General features: G+C 50.5%; 12 protein-coding genes and 1 rRNA gene. 4 read left to right on the forward strand and 9 right to left on the reverse strand.

Annotation, left to right across the window (positions count from 1 at the left end):
• Nucleotides 1-96 precede the first annotated feature (96 nt).
• The 4 genes from adiC to melR all read right to left on the reverse strand — a co-directional run bounded on the left by adiC (nucleotide 97) and on the right by melR (nucleotide 6075).
• Nucleotides 97-1434 carry an arginine/agmatine antiporter gene (gene adiC, locus OGX94_RS20470; RefSeq protein WP_003031853.1) on the reverse strand — a complete coding sequence of 446 codons (1338 nt, stop codon included), beginning with the start codon at nucleotides 1432-1434 and terminating at the stop codon, nucleotides 97-99.
• Between the two features lie 127 nt (nucleotides 1435-1561).
• Nucleotides 1562-2323 carry an AraC family transcriptional regulator gene (locus OGX94_RS20475; RefSeq protein WP_008786968.1) on the reverse strand — a complete coding sequence of 254 codons (762 nt, stop codon included), beginning with the start codon at nucleotides 2321-2323 and terminating at the stop codon, nucleotides 1562-1564.
• A gap of 314 nt (nucleotides 2324-2637) precedes the next feature.
• Complete coding sequence (gene adiA, locus OGX94_RS20480) at nucleotides 2638-4905, reverse strand: arginine decarboxylase (RefSeq protein ID WP_003826754.1); 2268 nt, start codon at nucleotides 4903-4905, stop codon at nucleotides 2638-2640.
• A 237-nt stretch (nucleotides 4906-5142) separates the two neighbouring features.
• Nucleotides 5143-6075, reverse strand: coding sequence for a transcriptional regulator MelR (gene melR / locus OGX94_RS20485; RefSeq protein WP_003826756.1), 933 nt, complete (start codon nucleotides 6073-6075; stop codon nucleotides 5143-5145).
• 269 nt (nucleotides 6076-6344) lie between these two features.
• Here melR and melA point away from each other — a divergent pair, with 269 nt between their 5' ends.
• The 3 genes from melA (at nucleotide 6345) to OGX94_RS20500 (ending at nucleotide 9480) form a co-directional block, all read left to right on the forward strand.
• On the forward strand, nucleotides 6345-7700 hold the full coding sequence (melA, locus tag OGX94_RS20490) for an alpha-galactosidase (RefSeq protein WP_257662319.1): 1356 nt from the start codon (nucleotides 6345-6347) through the stop codon (nucleotides 7698-7700).
• Between the two features lie 92 nt (nucleotides 7701-7792).
• Nucleotides 7793-9223: a melibiose:sodium transporter MelB gene (gene melB / locus OGX94_RS20495; protein ID WP_032934134.1), complete on the forward strand. Its 1431-nt coding sequence runs from the start codon at nucleotides 7793-7795 to the stop codon at nucleotides 9221-9223.
• A 2-nt stretch (nucleotides 9224-9225) separates the two neighbouring features.
• Nucleotides 9226-9480 (forward strand): SemiSWEET transporter, encoded by a 255-nt coding sequence (locus OGX94_RS20500; protein ID WP_003826761.1) that lies wholly within the window; start codon nucleotides 9226-9228, stop codon nucleotides 9478-9480.
• A gap of 20 nt (nucleotides 9481-9500) precedes the next feature.
• On the opposite strand, the gene OGX94_RS20505 is transcribed toward OGX94_RS20500, so the two are convergent.
• The 5 genes from OGX94_RS20505 to OGX94_RS20525 all read right to left on the reverse strand — a co-directional run bounded on the left by OGX94_RS20505 (nucleotide 9501) and on the right by OGX94_RS20525 (nucleotide 16419).
• Complete coding sequence (locus OGX94_RS20505; RefSeq protein WP_032934135.1) at nucleotides 9501-10124, reverse strand: DUF2238 domain-containing protein; 624 nt, start codon at nucleotides 10122-10124, stop codon at nucleotides 9501-9503.
• A 148-nt stretch (nucleotides 10125-10272) separates the two neighbouring features.
• On the reverse strand, nucleotides 10273-11919 hold the full coding sequence (gene fumA / locus OGX94_RS20510; RefSeq protein WP_286569858.1) for a class I fumarate hydratase FumA: 1647 nt from the start codon (nucleotides 11917-11919) through the stop codon (nucleotides 10273-10275).
• 96 nt (nucleotides 11920-12015) lie between these two features.
• Nucleotides 12016-13356 (reverse strand): anaerobic C4-dicarboxylate transporter DcuB, encoded by a 1341-nt coding sequence (dcuB, locus tag OGX94_RS20515; protein ID WP_003031873.1) that lies wholly within the window; start codon nucleotides 13354-13356, stop codon nucleotides 12016-12018.
• Nucleotides 13357-14071: 715 nt separating this feature from the next.
• Nucleotides 14072-14791, reverse strand: coding sequence for a two-component system response regulator DcuR (dcuR, locus tag OGX94_RS20520; protein WP_063941258.1), 720 nt, complete (start codon nucleotides 14789-14791; stop codon nucleotides 14072-14074).
• On the reverse strand, nucleotides 14788-16419 hold the full coding sequence (locus OGX94_RS20525; RefSeq protein ID WP_149335883.1) for a sensor histidine kinase: 1632 nt from the start codon (nucleotides 16417-16419) through the stop codon (nucleotides 14788-14790). Before OGX94_RS20525 ends, dcuR begins: the two co-directional genes overlap by 4 nt.
• 600 nt (nucleotides 16420-17019) lie before the next feature.
• On the opposite strand from OGX94_RS20525, the gene OGX94_RS20530 reads away from it, so the two are divergent.
• Nucleotides 17020-18561, forward strand: a 16S ribosomal RNA gene (locus OGX94_RS20530).
• Nucleotides 18562-18571 lie beyond the last annotated feature (10 nt).

The raw sequence follows: 18571 nt of genomic DNA on the forward strand, positions 1-18571 counted from the left end.
AGCCAACCTTAAGTTCTTAATGTTGATTTTTCGAATATCAGCGAGGCAGCGTAGGCCCGATGAACTGACGCCATCGGGCAATGACGATTGCTTAAGTTAGTTATTGTTTACCGGGGCATCCAGTGGATACGGGTTTTTATGGATCCGGTTGTAGTTCAGTGCGTACAGCGCGGTGATGATCATCAGCGTGACGAACGACCACATCACTTCTTTGGCGCCGGAACCGACAACCGCCCAGATGCAGTAGACAAAGGCGATAAAGGTCACCAGTAAGTACATCGGGCGTGCTTTACCAAAGTGGCCATGGCCGAGCAGCAGTAGCGCGGCGCAGGTGTACAGATACGGCACCAGGGTGAAAATAACGGAAACCGAAGAGACCAGACCAAACTCTTTCGCTGCGTTCGGCGACATACTGCTGAACTGGAAGATGGTCATCAGGATGCCGACAATAATTAACCCGGCCACTGGCGTACCGGCTTTGTTCACGCGGGCAAAAATCGGTGGGAACAGGCCGTCATCGGCTGCGGCTTTGGCGGTTTGCCCGGCAAGCAGCGTCCAGCCGCCCAGAGAACCAAGACACCCGGCAGCAGCACAGAAGGAAACAATCGCCCCAGCGGTGTCACCCAGCGCCATACGTGCGGCATCACCGAACGGAGAGGCTGATACACGCAGCGCCGCATTAGGGATCATACCCATGATTGCGGTGGTGGAGAGCACGTAGCAAACAGCGGCAATCAGCACGCCGCCCATGGTGGCGATAGGTACGTTACGTTTGGGATTTTTAACCACGCCAGCCGCAACGGAGGCGCTTTCCACCCCGATAAATGACCACAAGGTGACGTTCAGAGTGCTTTGAATCGCGCCGAAGGTGTTCATGCCGCTGACGTTCCAGGCCGCCATATAGGTTTCACCGCGGAACCAGAACCAACCGAAGACGGCAATCCCGACAATTGGCACCAGTGCCAGTACCGTTGCGACGGCCTGCACGCGGGTGATCATTTTCGGTCCGACAATGTTCAGTAATACGAAGATCCACAGCACTACGACGCAGGTCAGCGTCAGGACCAGCGGATCTTTTAAGATGGGGAAGAAGTAGCTCAGGTAACCGACGCCAATGACCACCATGGCGATGTTACCAATCCAGCAGGCCAGCCAGTACAGCACGTTGGTCTGGTAGCCCAAAAAAGGACCGAAGCAACGGCGGGCGTAAGCATAAGAACCGCCGGGACTGGAGTCTAAGGACGACATTTTGGCGTACACCATCGACAGTGCCAGAGCACCGATAATCGTGACCAACCATCCGTAGATTGCAATCCCGCCAGTTGACGCAAGGTTTGCGGGTAGCAGGAATACACCGGAACCCATAATATTCCCCGACACCATAAGGGTGACGGGGATTAAGCCCACTTTGTGAGCATCAGCATCCGTCGACATATTTTTTAACTCCTGATAAGGATAAATGACGCCTTATCATACCTCGTCAAAAGTCTGTTTAATGATGACGGAGCTGGGGTATCGCTAATGCTGATATTATTATGGCTTATCGCTAACTGATTAAAAATCAGGCGGCGGATGGCTCCCTGTGTTGGCTAACATAATGCAGAGGCGTCATCCCATAGAACTCTTTGAATACGGAGATAAAGTATGAGGTACTGTTATATCCACACAGTTGAGAGACCTGAGAAATGTTTTTGCCGTCCATCAGTAATTGATTGACGGCATATCGCATGCGACATGTGGTAATTATTTGGCTGTAACTTGTATTTTCACTTTTGAGCTTTTTCTTTAACAAACTGGGACTCAGGCATAAGCAACTGGCAACCATGCTTAAATTCCAGTCTTTATGTATATCGCTCTCAATAATGTGATAAACGCTATCGCTGATACAGTTGCGTAGCATATACATGAGCAAAGAAATAAACTTTTTGCTGTCGAGAAAGCGTGATAACACCGTGAACAGTAGCGAGCGTGTACGCTCTCTTTCAGCTTCGTTCACTGTGTCCATTACGCTATGTTGGGCAGCCACCCTGAAGACATCCGGCGTCAGACACGCGGCGGTCATCACTGGGCTGGCACTGCGTTGCCAGAGTGGGATCTGTGAAAGGTCTTTATTTAAAAAGCGCAGATAATCTTTAATGATATCGCGGCTGATATGTACGACCAATGCGTTATTAAGTGATGAGAAATCGATAATATTATTATCGCATGCCACCAGTGCCATATGATTAGCTTTTAAACTGATGGCTTCTTTACCGTTAATCCTTAACCAAACATCCTTCTCCGTTAATACAACAACACAAGCTTCTTTGCTGCAAAGCCTCATACCCAACTCCAGGAATATGAACATAAAACACCGTAGCTCAACATCGGATGAGCCAAATCGGCTAAATTGAAATTGTATGATGAAACCAGGACTGCAATAAAATAACGTGTCTGAAATTAATTACAATGTTTGGCGGGATTTTTCTTATGTACACATTTTTGTACGCAAGTGGAAAGGCGCTATTTGCGTATAAAAAAAGCGCGGGGTGGTCCCGCGCAAAAAGGTATGACAATGTTATTGTTTTGCAGCAATACTCAGGAATTACTCAAGCATGACATGTCTACCTTAAACATCGGACTATCTATAAAACGACATTATGCTTTCACGCACATAACGTGGTACACACCGTCAATAATTTCCGTTCCTTCGGTTTCATGTTCAAATCCAGGGAAGTGGTGGTCCCAGGACTGCAACGAACGTAGATAACTAATCTGCGGGCTATTGGCGTCGCCAAAGTTTTCCCCGGACAGCAGCATCGGAATTCCTGGTGGGTAAGGAATAACGGAATTCGCGGCTATACGACCCGGCAGATTTTCAATGGCCACCATCTCAACGTTATCGCTGACTATCGCGTTATAGGCTTCACGCGGGGTGATTTCAGCAACAGGCAGGCCGGAGTAGGCCGCGTTAAGACGTGCGCCAGGGTTGTTCTCTTTCAGCCAGGCGAACATGGTGTCGCCCAGATCGTGAATGCCCATGTTGGCGTAAGTGTCTGGATGTTCCTCAACCAGTTCTGGCATCACCTGTGCCAGCGGGGTATTGGCATCGTAATGGTGTTTGAAAGAGCACAACGTGTTGATCAGTGTGCCCCATTTCCCGCGGGTAATACCCATGGAGAACAGGAACATAATCTGGAAATCGGTGGTACGGGTCGGCACGATGCCGTGACGGCCAAGCCAGGCGGTGACCAGTGCGGCCGGTACGCCGTTCTCTTCCAGTTCGCCATCGTCGCCCATCCCCGGTGCCAGAATGCTGACTTTGATCGGGTCCAGCATGCTCCAGTTATCCGGCAGGTCTTTAAATCCGTGCCAGGATTCACCCGGGCGCATAACCCAGCAGTTCTGGTCGGTGGTCAGGAGTTGGGTTGGCGCATCGGCAAAGTCATAGGTTTTGCCGGTCTGCGGATCGGTCACAATCTCTTTGTTCCACGGTTTGAAGAACCAGTCGCCTTCGGCGGTGAATTCTTTGTACAACCGTGCCATGGCCTGGCGGAAATCGACCGCTTCGTCGATCACTTCCTGGGTGAGCGACAGGCCGCTGTTACCGTCCATCATGGAAACCGCCACGTCGTTTGAGGCGCAGATGGCATACAGCGGAGAGGTAGTGGCGTGCATCATGTACGCCTGGTTAAAGCGGGAGAAGTTCACGGCCCCACGGCCTTCACGAACGTGAATGTAAGATGCCTGAGAAAGCGCATTCAGCAGTTTGTGGGTCGAGTGGGTGGCAAAAACGGTAGGACCGTTATGATCGCCCGGCGCGCCACGCATGGCGTAGTGATCGGCATAAATTGGGTTGAAGCGAGCATAGCCGTACCAGGCCTCATCGAAGTGGATGCGATCGCTGGTTTGCGCGAGCAGGTCCTGGGCCTCTTTGGCGTTGTAGCAAACACCGTCGTAGGTACAGTTGGTCACAACGCTATAAGACGGTTTTTGCCCGGCTTTACCTTTGGTCAGCGGGCTTTCGCTGATCTTTTTCTGCAATGTTTCAGGCTGCATTTCCTGCGGGTAGATAGGCCCGATAATGCCGTACCGGTTGCGGCTTGGCACCATATACACCGGTTTTGCCCCGGTGAGGATAAGCCCCTGCTCGATGGATTTATGGCAGTTACGATCCAGCACTACGACGTCGTTGTCGGTCATACAAGCTTGCATGATGGTGCGGTTAGAGCCGGAAGTCCCGACCACTACAGACCAGGAGCGGTCAGCGCCAAACACGCGGGCGGCATATTTTTCGCTCTCGCCAAACGCGCCGGTATGATCCAGCAGCGAGCCGAGCGATGCACGTTCAATACCCATGTCGCTACGGAATAAGTTTTCACCATAGTAATCATGGTAGAAACGACCGGCCGGCGTTTTGGTGAATCCGACGCCGCCCTGGTGACCCGGTGCTGCCCAGGAGTATTCATGGATGTCGCCGTACTTCATCAGCGCGCTGAACAGCGGTGGCAGAAGCTGTTGGCGGTAGCGGGTCATTGCCGCAACGGCGCGCCCGGCGATAAAGTCTGCGGTGTCTTCCAGAATCCAGGCAAATTCATCGACAAGCTCCAGCAGGTCGCGATCCAGCGATGCGGTGGCTTTTTCGCGATCGCCCAGCAGGAAAACGGGAACGTTTTGCTGGCGCTCGTGGAGCTTGCCGATCAATTGCCTGACGTTCAGGTGCTCGTCTTGTTGTTCCATTTGATAGCTGAACATCAGACAATCAATGGCTTCATTGGCGGCGAGGATTGCATAACCATCGTCGAATGAGGTGGACTTAATGACGGTAACATTTTGGCGGCTTAATGCGTCAGCCAGACGTTCGACAGCGCTACCGACCCAGGTGTCCTGATGCAGAAACTCACTTTCAACAATTAATACTTTCATCATCTTTTACCCGGTTGTGGAAAGGTTGCAATCTATGAATTGCAGACACACCGTATGAATGTGACGCAGGCAAGTATTATCCTGTCAAAATGGGCTGTAAAGCGGGTGAAAAGTAGCCTGATTTGTGTTTAATTTGTTTTTAAACAGTGTGTTATGTTTGCTTGTTGGCGGTTTTTCACCGCCGTTTATCGACAGGGGGAATATTTTTTTGGCTGATACTGATATTGCCGAATGATATCAACCTGCGATTGTTTGCCGATGCTGCTGGCTTAGTTTGCGGTACTGCTGCGGCGACATGCCGACAAACTTGCTGAAGGTGTCATAAAAACGGCTGCTGGATCGGAATCCGGCGGTCAACGCAACGTCGAGAATGGTTTTATCGGTATCGCTGAGCAATGCGCGGACGTGATTGATCCGCATTGCCGTAATGTACTGCTTCAGGGTGAGTTGCATTACGCGTTGGAAAATCCCCATCGCGTAGTTGGCGTTGAGCTTCACGTGTTCCGCGACGTCGTTGATGGTGAGCGCCTGATCGTAGTTGTCGGCAATAAAGCTCAGCATTTGGCTGACGTAAAACTGGGCGTGCCGGGACACGCTGTTTTTGTGGGTCCGCGAGGTTTTATTGACCAGGATAGGCTGCCAACCGGAAAGGCTAAACCGTTTGAGCATCAGACCAATTTCATCAATGGCGAGCTGGCGAATTTGTTCGTTCGGGTTGCTCAGTTCCTGTTGCCAGCGCTGAACCTCAAAGGTGCTCAACTGCTGCGACGCCAGCGATTTGATGACCATTCCATGGGTAACATGGTTGATCAGCTCGCGATCCAGCGGCCAGGAGAGGAAAAGGTGCATCGGTAAATTGAAGATAGCCATACTTTGGCAGCTGCCCGGACGCGTGAGTTGATGCGGTGTACAGGCCCAGAATAGCGTGATGTGTCCCTGTTTTATCTGCACGACTTCATTGTTGATAAGGTACTCGACGTCACCATCAAACGGAACATTGATCTCCACCTGCCCATGCCAGTGGCTGGCAGGCATAGCATGCGGTGAGCGCAACTCGATATCCATCCGTTGATATTCTGAGTACAGCGATAGCGGGCTGCGGGTTTGTTCTTCATCGCTACTGCACATGTGCGGATCGGGAGGGAGAGGCGATGTCGGTAATGTACTCATGGTTGCTCCATTTCCTGAATTATCAGAATCATGTCATTTAACACGTATTAAGGCTGAGAATCAGGACACAAATTGGACCGTTACCATTGAGCATAGCGACATTTTGCGGCCGCATACTCTGCTTTTTGGGTAATTTTGTCCCATAAACTCAGATCCAATAGGGCGCAGAGTGATGATCTGAGTTTATGGGAATGCTCGGCAGGGAAGTCGGAGGTTTTCATCTATGCGCTGTGCCACCATGACTGTGTTCACTAATGTTCTGGAGAGTCATGATGTCTGCACCCAAAATTACCTTTATCGGCGCCGGTTCCACGATTTTCGTCAAAAATATTCTTGGGGATGTCTTTCACCGCGATGCGCTTAAATCTGCGCATATCGCCTTGATGGATCTCGATACTACGCGTCTGGAAGAATCACACGTTGTTGTGCGCAAGTTGATGGATTCTGCGGGCGCGTCTGGACGAATCACCTGCTATACCGATCAAAAAGCAGCATTACAGGATGCTGATTTTGTAGTGGTCGCTTTCCAGATTGGCGGCTATGAACCTTGTACCGTCACCGATTTTACGGTGTGTAAACGCCATGGTCTGGAGCAGACGATTGCCGACACGCTGGGGCCGGGCGGCATCATGCGCGCGCTGCGTACCATCCCGCATTTATGGCAGATTTGTGAGGATATGACCGAAGTCTGTCCGCAGGCCACGATGCTTAACTACGTTAACCCGATGGCAATGAACACCTGGGCAATGTATGCACGTTATCCGCATATTAAGCAGGTTGGGTTGTGTCATTCGGTGCAGGGGACGGCGGAGGAGTTGGCCCGCGATCTGAACATCGACCCTGCTTCTTTGCGCTATCGCAGTGCCGGGATCAACCATATGGCGTTTTATCTGGAGCTGGAGCGCAAAACGGCGGACGGTGCCTATGTGAATCTCTACCCGGAGCTGCTGGCGGCCTATGAATCCGGTCAGGCGCCGAAACCAAATATTCACGGAAATACCCGTTGCCAGAACATTGTGCGTTATGAAATGTTCAAAAAACTGGGGTATTTCGTCACCGAATCGTCGGAGCACTTCGCTGAATATACGCCGTGGTTTATCAAACCGGGGCGTGAAGATCTGATTGAGCGCTATAAGGTGCCATTGGATGAATATCCGAAACGTTGTGTGGAACAGTTGGCGAACTGGAAAAAAGAGCTGGAAGAGTACAAAACGGCTGAGCGGATCGACATTAAACCGTCGCGCGAATATGCCAGCACTATCATGAACGCTATCTGGACCGGTGAACCGAGCGTCGTGTATGGCAACGTTCGCAATGACAATCTGATCGATAACCTGCCGCAAGGCTGCTGCGTTGAAGTCGCTTGTCTGGTCGATGCGAATGGTATTCAGCCAACGAAAGTCGGGACTCTCCCGTCACATTTGGCGGCCATGATGCAAACCAATATCAATGTTCAGACCCTGCTAACGGAAGCCATCCTGATGGAGAATCGCGATCGCGTTTATCACGCGGCGATGATGGATCCGCATACCGCCGCTGTACTGGGGATTGAAGAGATTTATGCGCTGGTGGACGACCTGATCGCGTCTCACGGCGACTGGCTGCCGGCCTGGCTGCACCGTTAATACACAATCACGCCGGGCATTGTATCCGGCGTTTAACCTCTGACGTTTCCTCTTACAGAAGGCGGGCGCTGGTAACAACGACCCGATACCCTATGAGCATATCTCTGACAACAAAACTCAGTTATGGATTTGGAGCGTTTGGTAAGGATTTCGCCATCGGAATTGTGTACATGTACCTGATGTATTACTACACCGACGTGGTGGGATTATCGGTGGGGCTGGTCGGAACGTTGTTCCTGGCGGCAAGGATCTGGGATGCGGTAAACGATCCCATCATGGGCTGGATTGTGAACGCCACCCGATCGCGCTGGGGAAAATTTAAACCCTGGATCTTGCTCGGTACGCTGGCGAACTCATTGGTGCTGTTTTTGCTTTTTAGCGCACATCTTTTTGAGGGTACTGCGCAGGTCGTATTTGTTTGCGTGACGTATATATTATGGGGAATGACCTACACCATTATGGATATTCCATTCTGGTCACTGGTGCCAACCATTACACTGGATAAACGCGAGCGTGAACAACTGGTGCCGTATCCGCGTTTCTTCGCCAGCCTTGCCGGGTTTGTTACCGCAGGCGTGACGCTACCTTTTGTGAGCTATGTTGGCGGAGCCGATCGTGGTTTTGGTTTTCAGATGTTTACGCTCATTCTCATCGCGTTCTTTATCGTTTCCACCGTTGTGACGCTACGGAATGTGCATGAGGTTTTTTCGTCAGACAGTGAGGCCACGGCAGACAGCAGTCGTCTTGGGTTGAAAGCGATCGTTGGGCTCATTTATAAAAATGACCAGCTAACCTGCCTGTTAGGTATGGCACTGGCTTACAATATTGCATCCAATATCATTGCTGGCTTTGCCATTTACTATTTTACCTACGTGATTGGCGATGCAAGTCTCTTCCCGTACTACATGTCTTACGCAGGTGCGGCAAACCTGCTGACGCTGATTTTCTTTCCTCGGTTGGTAAGCGCGTTGTCACGACGGATCTTGTGGGCTGGGGCATCGGTGCTGCCGGTGCTTAGCTGTAGCGTACTACTGGTGATGGCGCTGGCAGATTTCCATAATATCTTACTGATTGTTATTGCTGGTGTTTTACTAAATATTGGATCTGCGCTTTTCTGGGTGTTGCAGGTCATTATGGTGGCGGATACCGTTGATTACGGTGAATACAAACTTAATGTTCGTTGTGAAAGTATCGCTTATTCGGTACAGACAATGGTGGTAAAAGGCGGGTCAGCATTTGCCGCTTTCTTTATCGCATTGATACTCGGGGTGATTAATTACGCGCCAAATGTCGCGCAGTCTGCCGAAACCATCGTTGGCATGCAGTTTATTATGATAGCGCTACCCGCACTCTTTTTCGTTGTGACCTTAGTCCTGTATTTCCGCTTTTATCGACTGAATGGCGACACCCTGCGCAGGATCCAGATCCATTTACTGGATAAGTATCGCAAGGTGCCGCAGCACCATGAGCAACCGGATATCCCGGCTATTGCGGTAGTGGCTCCAGGCGATGTGAAGGCATAGCGATGGAATGGCAATCGTTGATTGGATATTTGGCGGCCAGCCTGACGACGCTCTCTTTCTTGCCGCAAGCCATTAAGGTTATTACCACCCGCAATACGCAAGGTATCTCCGGTTTGATGTATGTGATGTTTGTGTGCGGGCTGGTTTTGTGGCTGATTTACGGATTATTGATTGAAGATACTGCCGTCAGCATGGCGAACTTTCTGACACTGTTGTTCGCCTTGCCGATTCTGGTTATCAAGTATCGTAGTAGGTAGCGTAGATTGCCGGAGAAGCGTTAGCGCTCTCCGGCCGTTTTCAACTGCCGATTGTGCCAGCCCGCCAACGCGAGGACCGTTGTTAACGCACCGAGCAGGGCGCAGAACATGTCCGACTGGGTATCCCACGGGTCACCCTGCGTGCCAAGGAAGTCATCCGCACCTTGTCCCATTGCCAGCGCCGCCCACCATTCGATCAGTTCATACATTGCGCTAATCGCCAGCGCTACGCAGCAGACCAGAAATGACAGCATCTTACGACCACGGACAATATTGCCGCGCACTAAAATCTCTCTTGCCGTCAGGGCTGGTACCAGCCCCTGGAAGAAATGGCCCAGCTTGTCATAGGGGTTACGGCTGAGATCCAGCCATTCCTGAACCTGAAAACCAATGGGAACTTTGGCGTAGGTATACATCCCACCTACCATCAGAATGATGGCGTGCAAGAAAATCAACGTATAAAGCAGCGGCGTCAATGGGTACTGCTTCATGGTAGCCAGCAACAGCGGGACGACAATAATGACTGGCGTGACTTCCATCAGCCAGGTGATTTTCTCAGAGGCAGAGATACCGGTGTAGATAAGAATCAGCGCCAGGATCAATGCGCCAGTGCGCAAGATTGTGGGGTTCAGAGTGCGGAGCATTGCGAATTCACACGTAATGGAAAAGGTCACTATTCCCTGTGAACGGCAAAAATTCAATACCAGTAAATGGGGGGGATAAAGTTGGCCCGGGGGGATCGCTGGACTGACGCCAAAAATTTAGTGCCAGTCCAGTGCCGGGCCGAATGGGTTACTTCGCGCAGTTAGCGCATTGTTTGCTGACGATTTGCTGGAAGAAATCGTTGCCTTTGTCATCGACCAGGATGAAAGCCGGGAAATCTTCTACTTCGATTTTCCAGATAGCTTCCATTCCCAGCTCCGGGTATTCCACGCATTCCAGATGCTTAATGCTCTGCTGCGCCAGTACCGCTGCCGGTCCACCGATGCTGCCCAAGTAGAACCCTCCGTGTTTGTGGCAGGCGTCAGTCACCTGCTGGCTACGGTTACCTTTTGCCAGCATGATCATGCTGCCGCCGTGAGACTGCAACAGGTCAACGTAGGAGTCCATACGACCCGCGGTGGTTGGACCTAAAGAACCGGACGGGTAGCCTGCAGGCGTTTTGGCCGGACCCGCGTAGTAGATCGGATGATCTTTCACGTACTGCGGCAGACCTTCGCCGGACTCAATACGTTCTTTTAACTTCGCGTGGGCAATGTCACGACCAACAATGATAGTACCGCTCAGTGACAGACGAGTAGAAACCGGGTACTGAGAGAGCTGGGCGAGGATCTCTTTCATTGGGCGGTTAAGGTCAACTTTAACCACTTCGCCTTCGCCCGCCTGGCGCAGAGATTCTGGAATGTACTGACCTGGGTTATGTTCCAGTTTTTCAACCCAGATCCCTTCGCGGTTGATCTTGGCCTTGATGTTACGGTCTGCGGAGCAAGAAACGCCCATACCAACCGGGCAGGACGCGCCGTGGCGAGGCAGGCGGATCACGCGGATATCGTGTGCGAAGTATTTTCCGCCAAACTGAGCGCCAAGGCCGAGTTTTTGCGCTTCTTCCAGTAGTTCCTGTTCCAGTTGCAGATCGCGGAACGCCTGGCCGTGAGCATTGCCTTCAGTCGGCAGCGCGTCATAGTAGTGTGTGCTGGCCAGCTTCACCGTTTTAAGGGTGCTTTCCGCTGACGTGCCGCCAATGACGAATGCGATGTGGTACGGCGGGCAAGCTGCGGTACCCAGCGTACGCATTTTCTCAACCAGGAAGTTTTTCAGTTTGCCGGGAGTCAGCAGCGCTTTGGTTTCCTGATACAGATAGGTTTTGTTGGCTGAGCCGCCGCCTTTGGCCACGCACAGGAATTTGTATTCGTCACCGTCCACGCTGTACAGATCGATCTGTGCGGGCAGGTTGGTGCCGGTATTCACTTCTTTGTACATATCCAGCGCCGCGTTTTGCGAGTAGCGCAGGTTATCTTCGATATAGGTATTAAATACGCCTTTGGAGAGCGCCGCTTCATCGCCGCCGCCGGTCCAAACACGCTGACCTTTTTTACCCATGATGATTGCCGTACCGGTGTCCTGGCAGGTTGGCAACACGCCTTTGGCGGCGATTTCGGAGTTTCTCAGGAACTGCAGTGCCACGTACTTATCGTTTTCGCTGGCTTCGGGATCATGGAGAATTGAGGCGACTTGCTGTTGGTGTTCTGGGCGGAGCATGAAGGAGGCATCGTGGAAGGCTTGCTGGGCCAGTAGCGTAAGTGCTTCAGGGGCTACTTTCAGGATTGTTTCGCCTTCAAACTCGCCGACGCTGACGTGTTCGGATGTCAGCAGGTAGTACTCAGTTTTGTCTTCCCCCAGTGGGAAAGCCGCCTGGTAAGTGAATTCAACTTTTGACATTTGCTTCCAGCCTTTTCATTTTTCTCAGGAATTTTAAAATTCTCTGTGTCTTCATGGTGGCGTGCCGTACCAACGTGGACGGCACGCGAACTGTGATTACAGGAAACCGTACATTGCGGCGAAGATCCAACCAAAGACACAGGATACGCTTACGCCGATCAAGCCAGGCAGAATGAAGCTGTGGTTGATAACGAAGCGGCCGATGTGGGTGGTGCCGGAACGGTCAAACTGGATAGCAGCCAGATCGCTCGGGTAGGTCGGCAGAATGTAGTAACCGTAACATGCCGGAGCAGAAGCCACGATGTACGCGGGATCAACCCCGATTGCCAGCGCGACCGGAACAATCGCTGCCAGCGCCGCTGCCTGGGAGTTTACAAATTTGGATACCAGCAGCAGAACAATTGCATAGGCCCACGGATACTCTTTCACCATATTGCCCAGCACACCTTCGATTTCTGTCATGTGCGCGCCGAACATTGTTTCGGCCATCCAGGCAATACCGTACACCGCCACAATCGCGATCATACCGGAACGGAAGACTTCGTTTTTAGATATTGAAGCGGGATTGGTCTTCGTCAGGATAATAATCAGCGCACCGGTCAGCAGCATGAACATCTGGATAACCAGCACCATTGACAGCGGTTTGCCGCTAAAGGTAGGACGCAGCTCAGAGAACGCGCCAAGCACGGCAACAACGGCGATAGCGGCCAGGAAGATCCACATGGCCAGCCAGTTGCTTTTCGGCAGCTTTTTGTCTAACAGCGTGGCGGTATCGCCATACACATAGTTGTGGTTTTCAGGTACGGAAATGAACTTCTGGAACTCTTCATCTTTATCCAGATCCTTACCACGGAACCAGCTGAAGATACCGATCGCCAGGATACCCAACAGGGTAGACGGGATGGTGATGCTGAGCAGGTCGAGGAATTCGAGATGCTTGCCTTCAAACGTTACGTTACCCAGCATTGCCACCAGTGACACAACGGCTACAGAAACCGGGCTGGCGATAATCCCCATCTGCGCGCCGATAGAACTCGCCGCCATCGGACGTTCCGGGCGAATATTGTTCTTAATGGCAACGTCATAAATGATTGGCAGGATGGTGTATACCACGTGCCCTGTACCGCAGAGAATCGTCAGGGTGCAGGTAACGAAAGGTGCGACGATGGAAACGTATTTTGGGTTACGGCGCAGCAGCTTTTCAGCGATTTGCAGCATAACGTCAAGGCCGCCGGAGGCTTGCAAGGTTGCCGATGCGGCCACCACGGCAATAATAACCAGCATTACATCTACAGGTGGTTTACCCGGCTGGAGATGGAAAACGAAAACCAGAATGACCAGGCCGATACCGCCTAATAAACCCAGCGCGATACCGCCCTTTCTGGCACCATAAAACAAACATATTAATATTATGAGAAGTTGTATACTAAATAACATTTTATTTACCCTCGCGAAAAACCCAGTCAATTTTTGAAAAATGGATCTGTGCCACATTCTTTTTTGCCAGAATAAGCATCAAAAAATGGTCAGTATTCGATATATCCGTATTTGCGATTAATGTTCAAATGTCTTGCTAGAATGTTTTTTTAAAGTTATGGCGATATTTGGTTTTTTCTGTGGCTTTGATCAGAGGAGAGAATCCTCAGGCGATGGGAAGCAGAGCTGAACATGGAAAGCTGCGGTTGACGCTGTAATTTATCTGTTTTGCGTTTTCCGCTATTACGTGAACCACCGACAGAATGGGTGAGTAGATTATTTATGTGATCACAGTCACGCCATCTCATAATGTGATGAGGTCGGCGTGCGGATACTTTTATTTGCTCACAAAAATGTACGGTGTCCATGGTACGTAGCATGGTCTCCATTGCTACCAGTCTAGATTTTGTATGTCTGGTTAATTTCAGACTAATCCTTTATGGGTAAAAATACACACTCTGCGAGTTAGATAATACTTAATTAACTTTTGTTAGCGATTTTGAAATTAAAAACAGTGTGATGTTTGTCAATATTAAAATAATGCATTTAACATGTCGGATACAAATATATTTGATCTAACGCAAATTTATAATTTTACAGTTCCAGCTGGTGAAATTGGGATTTTTCATTATTTTAATAATTGTTACTTTCAAATAACAAATAATCCCAAGTGTATTTATTGGCAATATTGTTTAAGCAATGAGTAGTGTTCAGCCTGCACGCGATAACGATAAACAGGTCTGCCGGTCACGCCATAATGGATGCTGGTAAATAAGATGTGACAATTGACGAGCCAGATAAGGTATTTACGGCAAGAGACGCGTGAGATATTGACCTCGTTAGCCAGCTCATCCGTGGAGAACTCCTGATCCTGGTGCTCATCAATCCACTGGCATAACGTGCGTAACGTTTGCGGCGTTAAGCCTTTGGGTAAGCGCCGTGCTTCCTGTTCATTGGAAGAGCTGCCGTGAATCAACTGGTCAAGCTCAGACTGTTCATAGTACTGATGCTTTTCCATCTCAGTTTTTTTCTGTAGCCAGCCGGTGAGCGCCTCTTCAAACCGGGAAGCCTGGAAAGGTTTGATCAGGTAGTCAACAACACCGTAGTGAAGTGAATCTTTGATGGTGGTGGCATCAGCGGCGGAAGAGATGACGATGACATCACACTTGCAACCTTCGCTGTGCAGAACCGGTAGCAGGTCCAGACCGTTTTCTTTTTGCATATAAATATCTAGCAAAATCAGATCAATATGATGACCGCTATGAAAGATTATCTCTTTTGCTTTCTCCAGCGTGGAGGCTGTGCCGCAGCAGTGAAAACCGGAGAGTTGCGCGACATAACGGCGGTTTAATTCCGCTACCATTGCATCGTCATCGACAATTAAGACATTGATCATCTGCTGGCCCTCTCACCATTCCACGGTAACTGTACAAAAAATTGGGTGAAGATCCCAGGTTCAGACTCGACGGATATAATGCCGCCAACGTTTTCAACCTGTTGTTTAACAAGCGCTAAACCTACGCCCCGTTCGGTTCCTTTTGACGAAACGCCCTTCTCAAAGATGTGCTCAATGTTTTCGGGGGCAATCCCCGGACCATCGTCATTCACTTCGCAATGCAACCAGCCGTGTCGATAATGCAAGGATACGCTGATCTCACCACCAGGTTCTTGACCTAGCGCTTCCAGGGCGTTTTCAATCAGATTCCCCAGAACGGTAATCAGCACCGCCACCTGATCTTCGTTGCTATTTTCCGGTAACTGGCTTTCATTGCTAATGACCAGACTATGGCCTAAATCAGATGTGCGATTAATCTTACTGAGTAAAAATCCTGCGATCACCGGTGATTTTATTTTTCCTAACAGCGAGCCAATTTCTTCCTGATAATTGTTTGCTGTCTTCAGGATGTAATTTTCAAGCTGCTTATAACTTTTCAGATGCAATAATCCCAGAATCACGTGCAATTTATTCATGAATTCGTGGGATCGTTCACGAAGTGCGTCGGCATAGTTGACCATACCATCCAGACGTTGCATTAGTTTTCGGACTTCAGTCTTATCTCTGAAGGTTGAAATGGCACCGATGATTTTACCGTTGCTGAGTACCGGGACCGTGTTAATTAAGAGTAGCCGATCCTTCACCATGATCTCTTCATCGCGGCGCGGCGTTCCGTCATGTAGTACCTGTGAAAAATCGACCACCTGTGACCACGCATGGCTGAGTGTGGAGAGCTGGGCATCATCTTGTGATTTGTGATAATCCAGCAGCTCCTGCGCCGCTTGGTTAATCAGCGTCACCTCACCGCATTCGTCAACGGCAATGACACCTTCCTTTATAGAGTGCAGCATCGCCTGGCGTTGTTCGAACAGATTGGAGATTTCATAAGGCTCCAGACCAAACAGAATGCGCTTGAGAACTTTGACAAATACCCATGTACCGAGCAGTCCAACCAGCACGCCAAATAAGATGGACCAGATGATGCTGCCGCGGCTGTTATTGATCTGCTCAGTCACCCGGCTTAGCTCAAGGCCGATCGACACGACGCCAATCTGCCGGTGATGTTCGTCATAGATAGGAGTAAATACACGTAGAGCTTTAGCCAGGAATCCGCGATTAATGGCGACATTCTCTTTACCCTGCAGGGCCAGCAATATGTCATCGCCTTTAAATGGCTGACCGATTCTCTGCGCTTCGGGATGGGAGTAACGAATGCTTTGCATATCAGTGACGACGATGAACAAAAAGTCGTTGCTCTTATTCACCGCCTGGGCAATCGCCTGAATGCCGCTTTCCTCGGGCTTTTTCATTAGTCCCTGGCGGATCTCCGGAGAGTTGGCTAGCGTTCGCGCGACCGCAAGCGCTTTACTCGCTAATGCATCGCGCGTCATGTTGCTGATCTGCGAGAAATAAATCAGATGAACGACAAGCAGCACGGAGAAGAGTACTGCACTAACCATGAGGATCACGGTGGTGCCAAGCTTCATCGGGCGTTTACGTATAGCAGTACGTTGCAGGGAGTATCTCATCACGGTCCTGGAATCACGGTTTGTACGGGTATTATTGCCTGATGGGGGGCGTAATTCAAAGGTGGTAGGGATTATGGCGCTTAAGTTGTCAGTCCTTCTTCTTTATATAGCGTAGAGTGAATTTCTTTCTATATAGAGGTTTTCATACCGATTCTCTCCCTTTTTAGGGACGCTTACAGATAATTTCCTTACGATTGTGGATAACTCTGTGCGTAAATGGGTATAAGGCGGGGTTTTGCTGTGGAATGCAGCAGTCAGTCATTTTTCTGTCATTTAAGGGTTGCGGGCCGCAGGAAACTCCCTATAATGCGCCTCCATCGACACGGCGGATGTGAATCACTTCACACAAACAGCCGGTTCGGTTGAAGAGAAAAACCTGAAAATGAGGGTTGACTCTGAAAGAGGAAAGCGTAATATACGCCACCTCGCGACAGAGCGCTAAAGCGCGTCGCAACTGCTCTTTAACAATTTATCAGACAATCTGTGTGGGCACTCGAAGATACGGATTCTTAACGTCGCAAGACGAAAAATGAATACCAAGTCTCAACGAGTGAACACGTAATTCATTACGAAGTTTAATTCATTGAGCATCAAACTTTTAAATTGAAGAGTTTGATCATGGCTCAGATTGAACGCTGGCGGCAGGCCTAACACATGCAAGTCGAACGGTAGCACAGAGGAGCTTGCTCCTTGGGTGACGAGTGGCGGACGGGTGAGTAATGTCTGGGAAACTGCCCGATGGAGGGGGATAACTACTGGAAACGGTAGCTAATACCGCATAACGTCGCAAGACCAAAGAGGGGGACCTTCGGGCCTCTTGCCATCGGATGTGCCCAGATGGGATTAGCTAGTAGGTGGGGTAACGGCTCACCTAGGCGACGATCCCTAGCTGGTCTGAGAGGATGACCAGCCACACTGGAACTGAGACACGGTCCAGACTCCTACGGGAGGCAGCAGTGGGGAATATTGCACAATGGGCGCAAGCCTGATGCAGCCATGCCGCGTGTATGAAGAAGGCCTTCGGGTTGTAAAGTACTTTCAGCGAGGAGGAAGGTGTTGTGGTTAATAACCGCAGCAATTGACGTTACTCGCAGAAGAAGCACCGGCTAACTCCGTGCCAGCAGCCGCGGTAATACGGAGGGTGCAAGCGTTAATCGGAATTACTGGGCGTAAAGCGCACGCAGGCGGTCTGTCAAGTCGGATGTGAAATCCCCGGGCTCAACCTGGGAACTGCATCCGAAACTGGCAGGCTAGAGTCTTGTAGAGGGGGGTAGAATTCCAGGTGTAGCGGTGAAATGCGTAGAGATCTGGAGGAATACCGGTGGCGAAGGCGGCCCCCTGGACAAAGACTGACGCTCAGGTGCGAAAGCGTGGGGAGCAAACAGGATTAGATACCCTGGTAGTCCACGCCGTAAACGATGTCGACTTGGAGGTTGTGCCCTTGAGGCGTGGCTTCCGGAGCTAACGCGTTAAGTCGACCGCCTGGGGAGTACGGCCGCAAGGTTAAAACTCAAATGAATTGACGGGGGCCCGCACAAGCGGTGGAGCATGTGGTTTAATTCGATGCAACGCGAAGAACCTTACCTACTCTTGACATCCAGAGAACTTAGCAGAGATGCTTTGGTGCCTTCGGGAACTCTGAGACAGGTGCTGCATGGCTGTCGTCAGCTCGTGTTGTGAAATGTTGGGTTAAGTCCCGCAACGAGCGCAACCCTTATCCTTTGTTGCCAGCGGTTAGGCCGGGAACTCAAAGGAGACTGCCAGTGATAAACTGGAGGAAGGTGGGGATGACGTCAAGTCATCATGGCCCTTACGAGTAGGGCTACACACGTGCTACAATGGCATATACAAAGAGAAGCGACCTCGCGAGAGCAAGCGGACCTCATAAAGTATGTCGTAGTCCGGATTGGAGTCTGCAACTCGACTCCATGAAGTCGGAATCGCTAGTAATCGTGGATCAGAATGCCACGGTGAATACGTTCCCGGGCCTTGTACACACCGCCCGTCACACCATGGGAGTGGGTTGCAAAAGAAGTAGGTAGCTTAACCTTCGGGAGGGCGCTTACCACTTTGTGATTCATGACTGGGGTGAAGTCGTAACAAGGTAACCGTAGGGGAACCTGCGGTTGGATCACCTCCTTACCTTAAAGAA

It is taken from the genome of Citrobacter sp. Cpo037 (assembly GCF_030332945.1).
GTDB lineage: Bacteria > Pseudomonadota > Gammaproteobacteria > Enterobacterales > Enterobacteriaceae > Citrobacter > Citrobacter portucalensis.